Genomic DNA, 18,925 nt, shown 5'->3' with positions numbered 1-18,925 from the left:
GTGCGGCACGTGCGCGAAGCGGTGCGCTTCGCGCACGGCATCGAGACCCTCGGCGAGCTGGGTGTGACCACCTTCGTGGAGATCGGCCCGGGCGGCGTGCTGAGCGCCCTCGTCCAGGGCTGCTTCGACGACGACACAGACATCGTCACCGTGCCCGCCCTGCGTGGCGACCGCCCCGAGCCGTACGCCCTGGTCACCGCCATCGGGCAGCTGCACACCCACGGCATTTCGCCCGACTGGCAGGCGCTCTTCCCGGGCGGCCGCCGCGTCGACCTGCCCACCTACGCCTTCCAACGCCAGCGCTACTGGCTCGACGTTCCTCAGGCGTCCGGTGACGTCCGGGCCGCCGGTCTGGGGGCTGCGGACCATCCGCTGCTCGGTGCCGCGATTGCGACGGCCGACAGCGACGGGGCCCTGCTCACCGGGCTGCTCTCCCTCGAAACCCACCCATGGCTCGCCGACCACGCCGTGAACGGGACCGTTCTGCTGCCCGGCACCGCGTTCGTCGAGTTGGCCATCCGGGCGGGCGACGAGACGGGATGCGGATGGATCGAAGACCTCACCCTTGAGCTTCCCCTGGTCGTGCCCGAGCGCGGCGGCGTCACCCTTCAGGTGGCTGTCGGCCCGGAGGACGAGTCAGGCCGGCGGCAGCTGAGCGTGCACTCGCGCGTCGACGACGGTTCGTGGCTGCGGCACGCGACGGGTGTGCTGTCCTCGGCAGAGGCACCGTCCGCCGCGGAGCTCGGCGCGTGGCCGCCGGCAGGTGCGGAGGCCGTCGACCTGACGGCGTTCTACGAGGGCATGGCTGCTGCGGGCCTGGACTACGGTCCGGTCTTCCAGGGCCTGCGCTCGGTGTGGCGCGGCGGGGACGACGTCTTCGCCGAGGTCGAGCTGCCGGACGAGTCGGCTGCCGAGGCGGCGGCGTTCGCCCTGCACCCGGCGCTGCTGGATGCCGCCCTGCACGCACTGGCCGCGGGTGGGCTGGTGTCGCTGGACGACGGCCCGGCCCTGCCGTTCGCGTGGTCCGGCGTCGTCGTGCAGGCGGCCGGTGCGGCGATGGTGCGGGTGAAGCTGTCGCGGACGGCCACCGGTTCGGTGACGCTGGCCGTGGCCGATGGCGCCGGTGACCCGGTGGCCTCGGTCGAGTCGCTGTCGTTGCGGGCCGCCTCGGCGGAGCAATTGCCCGGTGCTGTTGGCGGCGATCAGCTGTTCGGGCTGGAGTGGACGCCGTTCACTCTGCCCTCCGCCACCGACGCGCTGATGATCGAGACCGTCCCGGACTTCGACGCACTGCGGGAGTCGGAAGGGACACCGGACGTCGTCGTCGTTCCGTGCCCGGCGGGGTCCGGTACGGAGACCGCCGACCGCGTGCACGGCATCGCGAGTGAGGTTCTGGCGTTGGTGCAGTGGTGGTTGGCGGGGGAGCGTGCGGGGCGTTTGGCGTTGGTGACGCGTCGGGGCGATCTTGCTCATGCTGCGGTGTGGGGGCTTGTGCGGTCTGCGCAGTCGGAGAACCCGGACCGGATCGTGCTGGTGGAGGCCGAGGACACCGATGAGGCGGTGCGTGTGCTGCCCGCCGCGCTCGCTTCCGGTGAGCCGCAGTTCGCGGTCCGCGACGGGGAGGTGTTCGTACCGCGCCTGGTGAAGGCCACCCGGAGCGCCACGGGGACCGCCACCGGCACGCCGGACTTCGGCGCCGGCCCCGTCCTGCTGACCGGTGCGTCCGGTGCGCTGGGCGGGCTCGTCGCCCGGCACCTGGTCGCCGGGCACGGCGTGCGCAGCCTGCTGCTGCTCAGCCGGCGCGGCGCGGAGGCCCCCGGCGCGGCCGAGTTGGAGGCCGAACTGGCCGCGTGGGGCGCCGAGGTGCGCTGGGCGGCTTGCGACGCGGCCGACCGGGACGCCCTCGCCCAGGTGCTGGCCGGCACGCCGGTGACGGCCGTGGTGCACGCGGCCGGCGTCCTCGACGACGGCGTGATCGCCGCGCTCACCCCGGAGCGCATGGAGAAGGTGCTGCGCCCGAAGACCGACGCCGTGCTCAACCTCCATGAACTGACGAGCGATCTGTCGGCGTTCGTCGTCTTCTCCTCGGTGTCCGGAATCCTGGGCAGCGCGGGACAGGGCAATTACGCGGCGGCGAACACCTTCCTCGACGCCTTCGCCGAAGCCCGCCGCGCCCGGGGGCTCCCCGCCACGTCGCTGGCGTGGGGCCTGTGGGAGCAGGGCAGCGGCATGGCCGACCGGCTCGACCAGGCGGACCTCGCCCGGCTCAAGCGGGTGGGCCTGGCCCCGATAGCCGTCGACGAAGGACTGCGGCTGTTCGACGCGGCACTGGCCCTGGACCGGGCCGTCGTCGCCCCGCTGCGGCTGGACCTGCGCGGGCTGCAGGGCACGGTGCCGCCGGTCCTGCGAGGGCTGCGCGGTCCCGTACGGGGCACCGCGCGGCGCACTGCGCAGAGCGCGCCGAAGGGATCGCTGGGTCTCCGGCTGGCCGGGTTGCCGGAGGCCGAGCGCGAGCAGGTGGTGCTGGACCTGGTGCGCGCCGAGGTCGCCGCCGTGCTCGGCCACGCCTCGGCCCAGGCCGTCCAGCCGGAACACGCGTTCCAGGACGCCGGTTTCGACTCGCTCACTTCGGTGGAACTCCGCAACCGGCTGAACGCGGCGACCGGGCTGCGGCTCCCCGTGACCATGGTCTTCGACCACCCCACGCCTGTCGCGCTCTCCCGCTTCCTGCTGGCCGAGACGCTGGGCGTCCAGAAGCAGGCCGACGCCGCCATCGCCGCGGTGATCGGGACGGACGAGGCGATCGCGATCGTGAGCATGGCCTGCCGGTTCCCCGGTGACGTGCGGTCACCCGAAGACCTGTGGCGCCTCGTCGCCTCCGGCGGCGACGCCGTGTCGGGATTCCCCGAGGACCGCGGCTGGGACGTCGAGAACCTCTACGACCCGGACCCCGACCGCTCCGGCAAGTCCTACGTGCGCCACGGCGGCTTCCTCCACGAGGCTGCCGAGTTCGACCCGGCCTTCTTCGGGATCTCGCCGCGTGAGGCGTTGGCGATGGACCCGCAGCAGCGGTTGTTGTTGGAGACGTCGTGGGAGGCGTTCGAGCGGGCCGGGATCGACCCGGCGACGGTGCGGGGCAGTAGGACCGGTGTCTTCGCCGGCGTGATGTACCACGACTACGGCGGGCGCGTGAAAACGGCTCCGGAGGGCATGGACGCCTACCTGGGCAGCGGCAGCGCGGGCAGCATCGCCTCCGGCCGGGTCTCGTACACGTTCGGGCTCGAGGGGCCGGCGGTCACCGTCGACACGGCGTGCTCGTCGTCGCTGGTGGCGCTGCACCTGGCGACCCAGGCGCTGCGCAGTGGCGAGTGCTCGATGGCGCTGGTCGGCGGTGTCACCGTCATGGCGACTCCCTCGACGTTCGTGGAGTTCAGCCGGCAGCGTGGCTTGTCGGCGGACGGTCGGTGCAAGGCGTTCGCCTCGGGGGCGGACGGTACGGGCTGGGCCGAGGGTGCGGGCATGCTGCTGGTGGAGCGGTTGTCCGACGCCCGTCGGAACGGGCACCCGGTGCTGGCGGTCGTTCGCGGTACGGCGGTGAACCAGGACGGTGCGTCGAACGGTCTGACGGCTCCGAACGGGCCGTCGCAGCAGCGGGTGATCCGGCAGGCGCTGGCGAACGCGGGTGTGTCTTCGGATCAGGTCGATGCGGTGGAGGCGCACGGTACGGGTACGAAGCTGGGTGACCCGATCGAGGCGCAGGCGTTGATCGCCACGTACGGTCAGGAGCGGTCGGAGGAGCGGCCGTTGTGGCTGGGTTCGCTGAAGTCGAACATCGGCCATTCGCAGGCGGCTGCGGGTGTCGGTGGTGTGATCAAGATGGTCATGGCGATGCAGCACGGCGTGCTGCCGCGGACCCTGCACGTCGACGAGCCGACGCCGCACGTGGACTGGTCGGCCGGCGCCGTACAACTGCTGACCGAGACAGTGGAGTGGCCTGCGAGCGACGGGCCGCGCCGTGCCGCCGTGTCGTCCTTCGGCATCAGCGGAACCAACGCCCACGTGATCGTCGAACAGGCCCCCGCCCCGGCGGAGTTGCCGTCCGGGCCCGACTCCGGCGCGGTCGTACCGTGGGTCCTTTCGGGTAGGACGGAGGCGGCGCTGCGGGTACAGGCGCAGCGTCTGCTGTCCCTGGCCACGGAACCGCGGCCGGCCGACATCGGCTTCTCGCTCGCCACCACACGCTCGGCCATGGAGCACAGGGCCGCCGTGGTGGGGGAGAACCGGGACCAACTCCTCGAAGGGCTCGGCGCGTTGGTCGCAGGGGCCCCGTCCACCCGGGTCGTCCTGGGTGAACCGGGCACCGGCGGCAAGGTCGGGTTCTTGTTCTCGGGCCAGGGTTCGCAGCGGATCGGTATGGGGCGTGAGTTGTACTCGACGTACTCCGTGTTCGCCACGGCGTATGACGAGGTGTGCGCGCTTTTGGACGCGCCGTTCGACGTCGACTCGGAGGAGCTCAACCAGACGGGTTCGACACAGCCGGCGCTCTTCGCAGTCGAGGTCGCCCTGTTCCGGCTTCTCGAATCGTGGGGCATCCGGCCGGATTACGTGGCCGGTCACTCCGTAGGAGAGATTGCGGCCGCGCACGTGGCCGGGGTGTTGTCGCTCGAGGACGCGGCGAAGCTGGTGTCGGCGCGTGCCGCGCTGATGCAGGCCCTGCCCACCGGCGGCGCGATGGTCGCTGTCCAGGCGGCCGAGGACGAGGTGCTGCCGTACCTGACCGACGAGGTCGGCATCGCGGCGATCAACGGCTCTCAGTCAGTTGTGGTTTCCGGTGCGGAGGGCGCGGTAGTCGCCATGGGTGAGGTCTTCCGGGAGCAGGGTCGTAAGACGTCCCGGTTGAAGGTCAGTCACGCGTTCCATTCGCCGTTGATGGATCCGATGTTGGAGGAGTTCGCGGCGGTCGTCAGCGGTCTGGCCTTCAACGAGCCGCGGATTCCCGTCGTTTCGAATCTCACCGGTCGGCTGGCCGAGGCGTACACGCCCGAGTACTGGGTGCGGCACGTCCGTGACGCGGTCCGTTTCGCCGACGGTGTCCGGACGCTGCACGAGCTGGGCGTGACGACCTTCGTCGAGATCGGCCCCGGTGGCGTCCTCAGCGCCCTCGCCCAGGGCTGCCTCGACGGCGACATCGTCACCGTCCCCGTCGTACGGACCGACCGCCCCGAGCCGCAGGCCGTCGTCACCGCGCTCGCCGAGCTGCACGCCCATGGCCTCTCCCCGGACTGGCAAGCGCTCTTCCCGGGCGCCCGGCGCGTCGACCTGCCGACCTACGCCTTCCAGTACGAGCGCTTCTGGCTGGAAGCGCCCGAGGAGTTCACCGGCAGAGCCGCTGCCACCGGACTCGGACTGGGCGCGGCGGAACACCCGTTGGCCGGTGCGGCGGTCGCGCTCCCCGGCGCCGGCGGGTTCCTGGTCACCGGGCGGCTCTCACTCAGGACGCACCCCTGGCTCGCCGACCACACGGTCATGGACAGCGTGCTGCTGCCGGGTACCGCGCTCGTGGAGCTGGCGGTGCGTGCGGGCGAGGAGGCCGGTTGTGCACAGGTCGAGGACCTGACGCTGGAAGCACCGCTGATCGTCCCGGAGCGCGGTGGTGTGGCCGTGCAGGTGTGGGTCGAGGCCGAGGAGGAGCCGGGCAGGCGCGCGCTGAGCGTGCACTCGCGACGTGAGGACGCCCCGGACGACGCGCCGTGGGTGAGGCACGCGGTCGGCCGCCTCACCGACGCGCTGCCCGAGCCGCCGCACGGCGCGGACCTCGCCGCGTGGCCGCCGGCGGGTGCGGAGGCCGTCGACCTGACCGGGTTCTACGAGGGCCTGGACGGACTCGGCCTGGGCTACGGCCCGGTCTTCCGCGGCCTGCGGTCGGTGTGGCGCAGCGGGGACGACGTCCTCGCCGAGGTCGCCCTCCCCGAGGGCGCGGAGGCGGGCGCGTTCGCCGTGCATCCGGCGCTGCTGGACGCGGCGCTCCACGCGATCGGCGCGGGCGGGCTCGTCCCCGTCGTCGACGGGCCTCTGCTGCCCTTCGCCTGGTCCGAAGTGGGTGTGCGTGCCGCGGGGGCGACGGCGCTGCGGGTCAAGGTCTCTCGTACGGGTACGGGTACGGGTACGGACGCGGTGTCGCTGACCGTGGCCGACGCCTCGGGTGGTCTGGTGGCCACGGTCGGCTCACTGTCGCTGCGGCCGGTGTCGCGCGAGCAACTGCTCGCGGCGGGCGGCTCCGGCAGGCGTGCCGACGACTCGCTGTTCGGCCTCGCATGGCAGCCCGCGGTCCTCGCGGAGACTGACGCCGCCGCCGGCCTCGACGTACGGAACTACGCGGACCTGGCCGCTCTGTCCGCCGAGCCGGCCCTTGCCGATGTCGCGGTGGTCACGGTCGTTCCGTGCCCGGCGGGGTCCGGTACGGAGACCGCCGACCGCGTGCACGGCATCGCGAGTGAGGTTCTGGCGTTGGTGCAGTGGTGGTTGGCGGGGGAGCGTGCGGGGCGTCTGGCGTTGGTGACGCGTCGGGGCGATCTTGCTCATGCTGCGGTGTGGGGGCTTGTGCGGTCTGCGCAGTCGGAGAACCCGGACCGGATCGTGCTGGTGGAGGCCGAGGGCACCGATGAGGCGGTGCGGGTGCTGCCCGCCGCGCTCGCTTCCGGTGAGCCGCAGTTCGCGGTCCGCGACGGGGAGGTGTTCGTACCGCGCCTGGTGAAGGCCACCGGGGCAGCCACTGCCGCCGCCGACCTGCCGGGCCTCGCCGACGGCACCGTCCTCGTGACCGGTGCCTCCGGGTCGCTGGGCGCGCTCGTCGCGCGGCACCTGGTGTCCGAGCACAAGGTGCGCCGACTCCTGCTGGCGAGCCGCCGGGGCGCGGACGCACCCGGTGCGGCCGAGTTGGAGGCCGAACTGGCCGCATCGGGTGCCGAGGTCACCTGGGCGGCCTGCGACGTCGCGGACAGGGAGGCCGTCTCCGGAATGCTGGACGGGCTGCGCGAGCATGCGCTGTCGGCCGTCGTGCACACCGCGGGTGTTCTCGACGACGGGGTCGTCGCCTCGCTCACACCGGAGAGGATGAGGGAGGTCTTCCGCCCCAAGGTGGACGCCGTGCTGAACCTGCACGAGTGCACCCGGGGAATGGGCCTGACCGCCTTCGTGGTGTTCTCGTCCGTCGCCGGCATGGTCGGCAGCGCCGGTCAGGCGAGCTACGCCGCGGCGAATTCCTTCCTCGACGCCTTCTCGGCGCACCGGCGCCGTGAGGGGCTGCCCGCGATATCGCTGGCATGGGGTGTGTGGGAACAGTCCGGTGCGATGACGGACGGCCTCCTCGAGGCCGACCGGGCGCGGATGGCGCGCAGCGGCGTGCTGCCGCTGCCGCCCAAGGAGGGGCTGCGGCTGTTCGACGCGGCACTGGCTTCGGACGAGGCGGTACTCGCCCCGGTCCGCATCGACACCGGCGCGCTGCGTGCCGGTGAGGCACCGCCGGTGCTGCGCGCCCTCGTGCCGCCCGCGGCCGCCCGGAGGACCGCGCAGGCCGCCGCCGCTCCCTCCGCGTCCTCGCTGGCCGAGCGCCTGGAGGGGATGCATGAGGCCGAGCGGGAGAAGACCGTGCTGGACCTGGTTCGGGCCGAGGTGGCCGCGGTGCTGGGGCACGCGTCGGACCGTACGGTCCGGCCGGAACACGCCTTCCAGGACCTGGGCTTCGACTCCCTCACGGCCGTCGAACTGCGCAACCGGCTGAACAAGGCCACCGGGCTGCGACTCCCCGCGACGCTGGTCTTCGACCATCCGACACCCGCTCTCCTGGCCCGTCATGTGTTCATGGAGACGGCGGGGGCGGCCGAACCGGCCCTAGTGGATTCCCTACTTGCCGATCTGGACAGGGTCGAACAAGAATTGGTCACGAAGTTGGCAGCGAGTGAAGCTCGCGACCGGATCCTGTCAAAGCTCCAGGGCCTGTTGGCGATTGCCGGTGAATTCGGCAAGGCGCCGGCCCAGGAAGGCCCTGGTATGGGCGGCAGCGATCTGGAATCGGCCACGGACGACGAAGTATTCGATCTGCTCGGCAAGGAATTCGGGATTTCCTGACCGCTCCGGCGCGTCCCGATGACCCTTGCCGAATTCCCATAAGTCTTCACAGGGGTGAGGGACGATTTCGGTGGCGAACGAGGACAAGCTCCGCCATTTCCTGAAGCGAGTCACCGCAGATCTCCAGGAGACCCGGCGGCGCCTTCGTGACTACCAGGACGCCGCCGGGGAGCCGGTGGCCATCATCGGGATGAGCTGCCGCTACCCGGGAGGGGTCGACTCGCCCGAGGATCTGTGGGAGTTGGTCGCAGGCGGCCGCGACGCCGTCTCGGAGTTCCCCGCCGACCGCGGCTGGGACCTGGACGCGCTCTACGACCCGGACCCGGAGTCCCGCGGGACCAGCTACGCCCGCGAGGGCGCGTTCCTGCGCGACCTGGCGCGGTTCGACGCCGGCCTCTTCGGGATCTCGCCCCGCGAAGCGCTTGCCATGGACCCCCAGCAAAGGCTGCTGCTGGAGACGTCGTGGGAGCTCTTCGAGCGGGCCGGAATCGATGCCGCCTCGCTGGCGGGGAGCAGGACCGGCGTGTTCGCCGGCGTGATGAACCACGAGTTCCTCGCCGCCCTCCAGAACTCCCCGCAGGACCTGGAGGGTTACCTGGGGACGGGCACCTCGGGCAGCGTCGCCTCCGGCCGCGTGGCCTACACCTTCGGCCTCGAAGGCCCGGCCGTCACAGTCGACACGGCCTGCTCGTCGTCCCTGGTGGCCCTGCACCTGGCCGTCCAGTCGCTGCGCAACGGCGAGTGCTCGCTGGCCGTGGCGGGCGGCGTCACCGCGATGGTCGGCCCCGCCACCTTCGTCGGCTTCAGCCGCCAGCGCGGACTGGCACCCGACGGCCGCTGCAAGGCGTTCGCGGCCGGTGCCGACGGCACCGGCTGGGGCGAGGGCGCCGGCCTGCTGCTCGTGGAGCGACTCTCGGACGCCCGCCGCAACGGGCACGAGGTCCTCGCGGTCGTCCGGGGCTCCGCCGTCAACCAGGACGGCGCGTCCAACGGCCTGACCGCCCCCAACGGCCCCTCCCAGCAGCGGGTGATCCGCCAGGCCCTGGCCGCCGCCCAGCTGACCACCGCACAGGTCGACGCGGTGGAGGCGCACGGCACGGGCACCCGGCTGGGCGACCCGATCGAGGCGCAGGCGCTCCTCGCGACGTACGGGCAGGGCCGTCCCGACGACAATCCGCTGTGGCTGGGCTCGATCAAGTCCAACATCGGCCACACCCAGGCCGCGGCCGGCGTGGCGGGCATCATCAAGATGGTCATGGCCATGCGCCACGGCGAACTGCCGCGCACGCTGCACGTCGACGCGCCGTCCCCGCACGTCGACTGGTCGGCGGGCGCCGTACGGCTGCTCACCGAGCGCACGCCCTGGCCGGCGTCGGACCAGCCGCGCCGGGCCGGCATCTCCTCCTTCGGGATCAGCGGCACCAACGCGCACACGATCATCGAGGAAGCCCCGTCGGCCGAAGCGTTCGCACAGGACACCGGGGCCCCGGAAGGGCCGGAGGAAGGCGCGGAGAGCGCCGAGCCCGTCGCCCCGGAGGCGGCGCGCCCGGTCGCGGGCGGACCGGTGCCGTGGGTGATCTCCGGCAAGACCGAGGAGGCCCTGCGCGCACAGGCCGAACGCCTGCTGTCCCGCACGGACGCCGAAGTCCCCCCGCTCGACGTGGCGTTCTCGCTCGCCACGACGCGCACGGCCCTGGAGCACCGCGCGGTGGTCCAGGGCGAGACGCCGGCCGAACTCGCCGAGGGGCTGCGGGCCGTGGCGTCCGGCTCCCCGGCCCGGGGCGTCGCGCGCGGTCTCTCCGGCACCGGCGGGCGCGTCGGCTTCCTCTTCTCCGGTCAGGGATCGCAACGCCTGAGCATGGGGCGCGAGTTGTACGCGTCCTACCCGGCGTTCGCCGCCGCGTACGACGAGGTCTGCGCGCAGCTCGACGCCGCAGTCGACGTCGACTCGGAAGAACTGCACCGCACCGGCGCCGCCCAGCCCGCACTTTTCGCGGTCGAGGTGGCGCTGTTCCGGCTCCTGGAATCGTGGGGGATCCGGGCGGACTATGTGGCCGGTCACTCCGTTGGAGAGATCGCCGCCGCACATGCGGCCGGGGTGCTGTCGCTCGACGACGCCGCGAAGCTGGTGTCCGCCCGCGCTCGCCTCATGCAGGCCCTGCCCGCCGGCGGAGCGATGATCGCTGTCCAGGCAACCGAGGACGAAGTCCTTCCACACCTCACCGACGGCGTCGGCATCGCGGCGATCAACGGTCCGCGTTCGGTCGTGGTCTCCGGAGCCGAGGACGCGGTCACCGCGATCGCGGAGGTCTTCCGGCAGCAGGGCCGCAAGTCCTCCCGGCTGAAGGTCAGCCACGCGTTCCACTCGCCGCTGATGGACCCCATGCTGGAGGAGTTCGCTCAGGTCGTCCGCGGGCTGACCTTCGAGAAGCCGCACATTCCGGTGGTCTCCAACCTCACCGGCCGCCTGGCCGAGCCCTACACCCCCGAGTACTGGGTCCGGCACGTCCGCGAAGGGGTCCGCTTCGCGGACGGCGTCCGGACTCTGAACGACCTGGGCGTGACCACGTTCGTCGAGATCGGTCCGGGGGGCGCGCTGGGCGCCCTCGCCCAGGGCTGCCTGGACGACGACGTGGTCACCGTGCCCGCCCTGCGCGCCGACCGCCCCGAGCGGGCCGCACTCGTCGCCGCCGTCTCCGAACTGCACGCGCACGGCGTCTCCCCGGACTGGCACGCCTTCTTCCCCGGCGCCCGCCGCGTCGACCTGCCCACCTACGCCTTCCAGTACGAGCGCTACTGGCTCGACGCCTTACCAGCCGCTCCCGGTGACGTCCGCGCCGCCGGCCTGGGCTCGGCCGACCACCCGCTGCTGGGCGCCGCCGTATCCCTGGCCGGCGGCGACGAGCGGCTGCTGACCGGCCGGCTGTCCCTGCGCACGCACCCGTGGCTGAGCGACCACGCCGTGCTCGGAACCGTGCTGATGCCGGGCACCGCGTTCGTCGAACTGGCCGTGCGCGCCGCCGACGAAGCCGGCTGCGCATTACTGGAGGACCTCACCCTCGAAGCGCCCCTGGTGGTGCCCGAGCAGGGCGGCGTCGCGGTTCAGGTGTGGGTCGGCGCGGCCGACGGCACCGGCCGCAGGCCGCTGACCGTGCACTCGCGCCCCGAGGACGACGCCGACCTGCCGTGGGTCCGCCACGCGACCGGCTTCGTCACCGAAGGGACCGAAGAGGCCGGCGCCGCGGCCGCCGACCGGACGCTCACGGCGTGGCCGCCGACGGGCTCCGAGCCGCTCGACCTCGACGGCTTCTACGACCGGCTGGCCGCCCTCGGCCTGGCCTACGGACCGGCGTTCCGTGGCCTGCGGAGCGCCTGGCGCACGGGCGAGGAAGTCTTCGCGGAGGTCGCCCTCCCCGACGGCACGGACACCGGTTCCTTCCTCCTGCACCCGGCTCTGCTCGACGCGGCACTGCACGCGATCGGCGCGGGCGGTGCGGACGGCTCCCTCGTTGCCCAGGCGGACGGGCCGCTCCTGCCGTTCGCCTGGTCCCGGGTGTCCGTGCGCGCCACGGGCGCGTCCACCCTACGGGTCAGGCTGGCACCGGCCGGTACGGACGCGGTGTCCCTACTGGTGGCCGACGGCGCCGGCGAGCCGGTGGCGTCCGTCGAGTCGCTGACACTGCGCGCGGTGTCGGCCGAGCAGCTCCGCAAGCGCTCCGGTGACGCGATGTTCACCGTCGAGCGGGCGCCGCTGACCCTGCCCGCCGACGACGCGGACGGGACGGCGGTGGCGTACGTCCCGGACATCGCCGCACTGGCTGAGGCCGACGGGCCGTCGCAGCCGGACGTGGTCGTGGTCCCGTGCCCCGACGGCCCGGAAGGGGCGACCGAGGCCGAGCGGGTCCGCACGGTCACCACCGACGTGCTGCGGCTGGTTCAGCGCTGGTTCGCCGAGGACCGGACGGCGCGCCTCGTGCTGGTGGCGCGCTGTGACGACCTCGCGCACGCCGCGGCGGGCGGACTGGTGCGCTCGGCCCAGGCGGAGAACCCCGGCCGGTTCGTGCTGCTCGAAACCGACCGCCCGGACGAGGCGGCCGCGTTCGTGCCCGGCGTCGTGCTGTCCGGCGAGCCCCACGTCGTCGTCCGCGAAGGGGAGGCCAGCGCACCGCGCCTGGCCCGCGCCGCCTCCCTGGCACCGGAGGACGCGGCCACCGGCCCCGCGGACGAAGCCGCCTCCGCCCCCGACGAGGGCACTGCCTTTGACCTCGGCACCGTGCTGCTCACCGGTGCCTCCGGCGCGCTGGGTAAAACCCTCGCCCGTCACCTGGTGACCGGACACGGCGTGCGCCGGCTGCTGCTCGTCAGCCGCCGTGGCGCGGACGCCCCGGGTGCGGCGGACCTGAAGGCCGAACTCGCGGCGCTCGGCGCCGAAGCGACGTGGGCCGCCTGCGACCTCGCCGAACGGGACGCCCTCGCCCGGCTGCTGGCCGCCACCCCGGTCGACTCCGTCGTGCACACCGCCGGCGTGCTCGACGACGGAGTGATCACCGCGCTGACCCCGGAGCGCATGGGCGCGGTCCTCGCGCCCAAGGCCGACGCCGTGCTCAACCTGGACGAGCTCACCGGCCAGAACACGACGTTCGTGCTGTTCTCCTCCGCAGCGGGCGTCTTCGGCACCCCCGGCCAGGGCAACTACGCCGCGGCCAACGCCTTCCTCGACGCCTTCGCCCGGCACCGCCACGCCCAGGGACGGCCCACGGTCTCGCTGGCGTGGGGCCTGTGGGAGCAGGAGGGCGCCATGGCCGACGCCCTCGACGAGGCGGGCAGGTCGCGGATGGCGCGCTCCGGCGTCCTGCCGCTGCCCACCGAGGCCGGACTGCGGCTGTTCGACGCGGCGCTCGCCTCCAACGAGCCCGCACTCGTGCCCGTCCGCCTCGACACCGCCGCCCTGCGCAACCGGGCGGCAGAAACCGTACCGGCCCTGCTGCGTGGACTCGTCCGCGTCTCCATACGCGGCACGGCCCAGCGCGCCGCCACCGGATCCCTGGCCGAACGCCTCGCCGGTCTGGCCGCCGACGAGCGCGACGAGGCCCTCCTGGAACTGGTCCGGGGCGAGGTCGCCGCCGTGCTCGGTCACTCCTCGCCCCGGGCCGTCCAGCCCACGTACGCCTTCCAGGACCTGGGCTTCGACTCGCTGACGGCCGTGGAACTGCGCAACCGGCTCGTCACGGCCACCGGCCTGCGCCTGCCCGCCACCCTCGTCTTCGACCACCCCACCCCCGCCGCTCTCGCCCGGCACCTCGGCACCGAACTCCTCGGCGACGCCCCCGCCGTCACGGCCAGGGCCGCGGCGCGGCGGACCGCGACCGCCGCCGACGAGCCGATCGCCATCGTCGGCATGAGCTGCCGCCTCCCGGGCGGGGTCCGCTCGCCGGAGGACCTGTGGCGGCTGGTGGCCTCCGGCCGGGACGGCATCTCCCGGTTCCCGGACAACCGCGGCTGGGACATCGACGCGCTCTACGACCCCGACCCCGACCGGCACGGCAAGACGTACGCGCGCGACGGCGGCTTCCTGCACGAGGCGGCCGAGTTCGACGCCGGCTTCTTCGGCATCAGCCCCCGCGAGGCCCTGGCGATGGACCCGCAGCAGCGGCTGCTGCTGGAGGCGTCCTGGGAGGCGTTCGAACGCGCCGGGATCGACCCGGCGACCATCCGGGGCAGCCGTACCGGCGTCTTCACCGGCCTGATGTACCACGACTACGGCCAGGGCCCGCGCGAACTGCCCGAGGGCGTCGAGGGACTGCTCACCACCGGAGGCTCCGGCAGCGTCGCCTCCGGGCGCGTGTCCTACACCTTCGGCCTGGAGGGCCCCGCCGTCACGATCGACACGGCCTGCTCCTCGTCGCTCGTCGCCCTGCACCTGGCCGTCCAGTCGCTGCGCAACGGCGAGTGCACGATGGCGCTGGCCGGCGGCGTCACGGTCATGGCCGGCCCGACGGTTTTCGTGGAGTTCAGCCGGCAGCGCGGGTTGTCGCCCGATGGTCGGTGCAAGGCGTTCGCGGCCGGTGCGGACGGTACGGGCTGGGGCGAGGGCGTGGGCCTGTTGTTGGTGGAGCGGCTGTCGGACGCGGAGCACAACGGTCACCGCGTGCTGGCGGTGGTTCGCGGCAGCGCGGTGAACCAGGACGGTGCGTCCAACGGTCTGACCGCGCCCAACGGCCCTTCGCAGCAGCGGGTGATCCGGCAGGCGCTGGGGTCCGCAGGGCTCACGCCGGCCGATGTGGACGCGGTCGAGGCGCACGGCACGGGCACGACCCTGGGTGACCCGATCGAGGCGCAGGCGCTCCTCGCCACGTACGGGCAGGAGCGGCCCGCAGGACAGCCCCTGTGGCTGGGCTCGCTGAAGTCCAACATCGGTCACACCCAGGCGGCCGCGGGCGTCGCCGGTGTGATCAAGATGGTCATGGCCATGCGCCACGGAGTGCTCCCGCAGACCTTGCACGTCGACGAACCCACGCCGCACGTGGACTGGTCGGCCGGTGACGTCCGGCTGCTGACGGAGGCCGTCGCATGGCCCGAGTCGGACCGCCCGCGCCGTGCCGCCGTGTCGTCCTTCGGCGTCAGCGGCACCAACGCCCACACCATCATCGAACAGGCCCCCGCGACCGAGGAACCGCCCCCGACGTCCGACTCCGGTGCGGCCGTTCCGTGGATGCTCTCCGGCAGGACCGAAGCCGCGCTGCGGGCGCAGGCCGCCAGCCTCGCGTCCTTCTTGGACGGCAACGACGGCGACAACGACAGGGACGACGTCGGCGAGGCGGCCTTGGCGGCCGACGTGGCGTACTCGCTGGCCACGACCAGGGCGGCCTTCGAACACCGCGCCGTGGTGGTCGGGCAGACCCTCCAGGAGCTCCGGCAGGGACTGGCCGGTGTCGCCGGCGGCGCCACGCCGCCCGGCGTGGTGACCGGCACCGCACACACCGGCGGCAAGACCGTCTTCGTCTTCCCCGGGCAGGGGTCGCAGTGGGTGGGCATGGCCGCCGAACTGCTGGAGACCTCACCGGTCTTCCGCGACCGGATCGACGCCTGCGAGCGCGCCCTCGCCCCGCACGTGGACTGGTCGCTGACCGCGGTGCTGTGCGGCACGTCCGAGGTCGAGCAGGACCGGGTCGACGTGCTGCAGCCCGTGCTGTGGGCGATGACGGTCGCCCTCGCCGAGGTGTGGCGCTCCTTCGGGGTGACCCCCGACGCGGTCGTGGGGCACTCCCAGGGCGAGGTCTCCGCGGCGGTGATCGCCGGAGCAATCTCCCTGGAGGACGGAGCGCGCGTCGTGGTGCGGCGCAGCCTTGCGGTCCGCGAACTCCAGGGCCGCGGCGCCATGGCCTCGGTGACGCTCCCGGACGAGAAGGCGCGCGAACTGGTCGGCCGGTGGACCGGCCGCCTCGGCATCGCCGCCGTGAACGGGCCCGCCACCGTTGTGGTCTCCGGGGACACCGACGCCCTCGACGAATTCCTCGCGCACTCCCAACAGGAGGGCATCCAGGCCCGCAGGGTCGCCGTCGACTACGCCGCGCACTCGCCGCAGATCGAACGCGTCGAAGCGCAGGCGAGCGAGGGGTTCGCCGGCATCAGTCCGCTCCCCGGCTCCGTGCCCTTCTACTCCACGGTGACGGGCGGGAAGCTGGCCGCGGACGAGCTGGGCTCCGGCTACTGGTACCGCAACATGCGGCAGACGGTGCGGTTCCACGACGCGATCCGGGCCGCTCTGGCCGACGGGCACGACGTGTTCGTCGAAGTCAGCCCGCACCCCGTCCAGTTGGCGGGCATTCAGGACGCCATCGAGGCCGCCGACGCGGACGCCGCGGTCGTACCGACGCTGCGCCGCCGCGACGGCGGACGGAACCGGCTGATGCTGGCCCTGGCCCAGGCCCTTGTGCACGGCGTCGCCATCGACTGGGACGCCGTCCTGCCGGGCGCGCGCCGCGTCGACCTCCCGACCTACGCGTTCCAGCACGAGCGGTACTGGCTGGAGGCGGGCGTTCCGGCCGGTGACGTACGAGCGGCCGGGCTGGACGCCGCCGATCACCCGTTTCTGGGCGCGGCGGTGGAGTTGCCGGACGCCGGCGGCCACCTGCTGACCGGGCTGCTGTCCCTGCAAGCCCAGCCCTGGCTGGCCGACCACGCGGTGCTGGGCTCGGTGCTGCTGCCGGGCACGGCTTTCGTGGAACTGGCCGCCCACGCCGCGGCCGAGACCGGCTGCGACCTGGTCGAGGAGCTCACCCTGCAGGCACCGCTGGTGCTGCCCGAGCACGGCGGCGTCGCGGTCCAGGTGCTCGTGGGCGCCCAGGACGACTCCGGCCGACGCCCGCTGAGCGTGCACTCGCGAGCCGGGGACGACGGCCCCTGGATCCGCAACGCCACCGGCGTCCTCGCCGCCGGCGGAACCCCCTCCGGCACCGACCTGAGCAGCTGGCCCCCGGCCGACGCGCAGCCGGTGGACCTGGACGGCTTCTACGACCGGCTGGCGGACCTCGGCCTGAGCTACGGCCCGCTCTTTCAGGGGCTGCGTGCCGCCTGGCGCGGCCACGACGCGGTCTACGCCGAACTCGCCCTCCCCGACGAGGCGCAGGCGGACGCGTTCGGCGTGCACCCGGCCCTGCTCGACTCCGCGCTGCACGCGCTGGGCGCGGGCGGCCTCGTACCGGCTGCCGACGGGCCCCTGCTGCCCTTCGCGTGGTCCCGCGTCACGGTGCACGGAACCGGAGCGGCCGGCCTGCGGGTACGGCTCTCCCAGGCCGGCGGGGACGCGGTACGGCTGGAGGCCGCCGACGGCACGGGCCGTCCCGTCGTGTCGGTGGAGTCGCTGACGCTGCGCCCGGTGTCGGCCGAGCAGCTGCGCACGAGCTCCCGTGACTCCCTGTTCACCGTGCAGTGGGCGCCTCTCACCGCCCCTGCTGACGCACACGCCCCGGTCGTACGGGCCTACGACGACATCGCCGCCCTCTTCGCCGCCCCCGAGGCGGAGACCGGAGCGCAGGCGGACGTGGACGCCGTCGTCGTCCCCTGCCCGGCCGGGTCGGGCACCGACGCCGGACGGGTCCGGGACGTCCTCGCCGAGGTGCTCCGGCTGGTCCAGTGGTGGCTGGCCGAGGACCGGGCCGCCCGCCTGGTGCTGGTGACCCGGGGCGCGGTCGCCGCCGGGGACGACCCAGCAGCGGGCGACCCCGTGCAGGCCGCTGTGTGGGGCCTGGTCCGGTCGGCACAGTCGGAGAACCCGGACCGCATCGTCCTCCTCGACACCGACGAGGACGCCGACGCAGAGCAGGTCGCGGCGACGGCCGTCCCCCGACTCGTCGCCTCCGAAGAGCCGCAGGCGGCACTGCGCGGCGACGCGCTCCTGCTGCCCCGGCTCGCCAGGGCCGCCGCCGACGCCCCGCGGGCCACCCCGGACTTCGGGACCGGCAGGGTGCTCCTGACCGGCGCGTCCGGTGCCCTGGGCGGACTCGTCGCCCGGCACCTGGTCGCCGAACACGGGGTGCGCAGCCTGTTGCTGATGAGCCGGCGCGGCGCGGACGCCGAGGGTGCGGCGGAGCTCCAGGAGGAACTGACCGCCGCGGGTGCCGAAGTGCTCTGGGCCGCCTGCGACGTGGCCGACCGCGACGCCCTCGCCGAGGTGCTGTCCGGCACGCCGGTGACGGCCGTGGTGCACACGGCCGGCGTCCTCGACGACGGCGTGATCGGTTCGCTCACGCCGGAGCGCATGGAGATGGTGCTGCGCCCCAAGGTCGACGCGGTGCTGAACCTGCACGAGCTGGCGGGCGACGTGTCGGCGTTCGTCCTCTTCTCCTCGCTCGCCGGCACGCTCGGCACCCCCGGCCAGGCCAACTACGCCGCGGCCAACGCCTTCCTGGACGCCTTCGCCCGGCGCCGCCGGGCCCAGGGCCTGCCCGCGATGTCGCTGCCATGGGGCCTGTGGCAGCGCACCGGCACCATGACCGAAGGCCTCGGCGGCGCCGACCGGACCCGGCTCGCCCGCGGCGGCGTCCTGCCACTGTCCGACGAGGACGGCCTGGAACTCCTCGACGCCGCGCTCGCGCTGCAGGAGCCCCTGGTGGTGGCGGCACGGCTGGACCTCGCCGCCCTGCGGAACGCGACCGCCCCGGTGCCGCCGCTGCTCAGGGCGCTCGTCGGCGGCCGGCCGCGGCGCACGGACCGGGCGGCTGCCGTACCGCTGGCGCAGCGGATCGCGGGCCTGCCCGAGAGCGAGCGCGAAGAGGCCGTGCTGGACCTCGTCCGGTCCGAGGTCGCCGCCGTCCTCGGACACAGCTCGGCCAAGGCCGTCCAGCCCGACCAGGCCTTCGGCGACCTGGGCTTCGACTCGCTGACCGCGGTGGAGCTCCGCAACCGGATGAACAAGGCCACCGGCCTGCGGCTGCCCGCGACGCTGGTCTTCGACCACCCGACGCCCGCGATGCTCGCGCGGCGGGTGCTGAAAGACCTCCCCGGTGGTACGGCCGGGACGGCGCCGGTCTTCGACGAGCTCGACCGCCTCGCCGCCGCCCTCGACGGCGCCGGAGCGGACGGCATCGACAACATCACCCGAACCAAGATCAACATGCGTCTCCAGGCACTGCTCGCCCGCTGGAACGGGAACGAGCCGGCCGATCCGGGAGGCGCCGGCGGAGCCGAGGACGAAGACGACCTCAGCTCGGCGAGCGACGAGGAGCTGTACGAGCTCCTCGACGACGAACTCGGCATCTCCTGAACTGCGCAGCCAAAAAGGGCGGGCGACACCGAT

Annotated in this window: 2 protein-coding genes; both read left to right on the top strand. The window is 73.6% G+C overall.

Annotation, left to right across the window (positions count from 1 at the left end; all coding sequences use genetic code 11):
• Window positions 1-21 precede the first annotated feature (21 nt).
• Window positions 22-8,127, top strand: a complete 8,106-nt coding sequence (locus tag ABZX90_RS42415; RefSeq protein WP_355213572.1) for an SDR family NAD(P)-dependent oxidoreductase — start codon at window positions 22-24, stop codon at window positions 8,125-8,127.
• 70 nt (window positions 8,128-8,197) lie between these two features.
• Entirely contained in the window at window positions 8,198-18,892 is a 10,695-nt protein-coding gene (locus ABZX90_RS42410) for an SDR family NAD(P)-dependent oxidoreductase (RefSeq protein ID WP_355213571.1), read from the top strand.
• Window positions 18,893-18,925: the final 33 nt, after the last annotated feature.

It is taken from the genome of Streptomyces sp. NPDC002935, assembly GCF_040611295.1.
Classification (GTDB): domain Bacteria; phylum Actinomycetota; class Actinomycetes; order Streptomycetales; family Streptomycetaceae; genus Streptomyces.
Note: the sequence above shows the minus strand (reverse complement) of the source record. Positions and strands in the feature narration are given on the sequence as shown.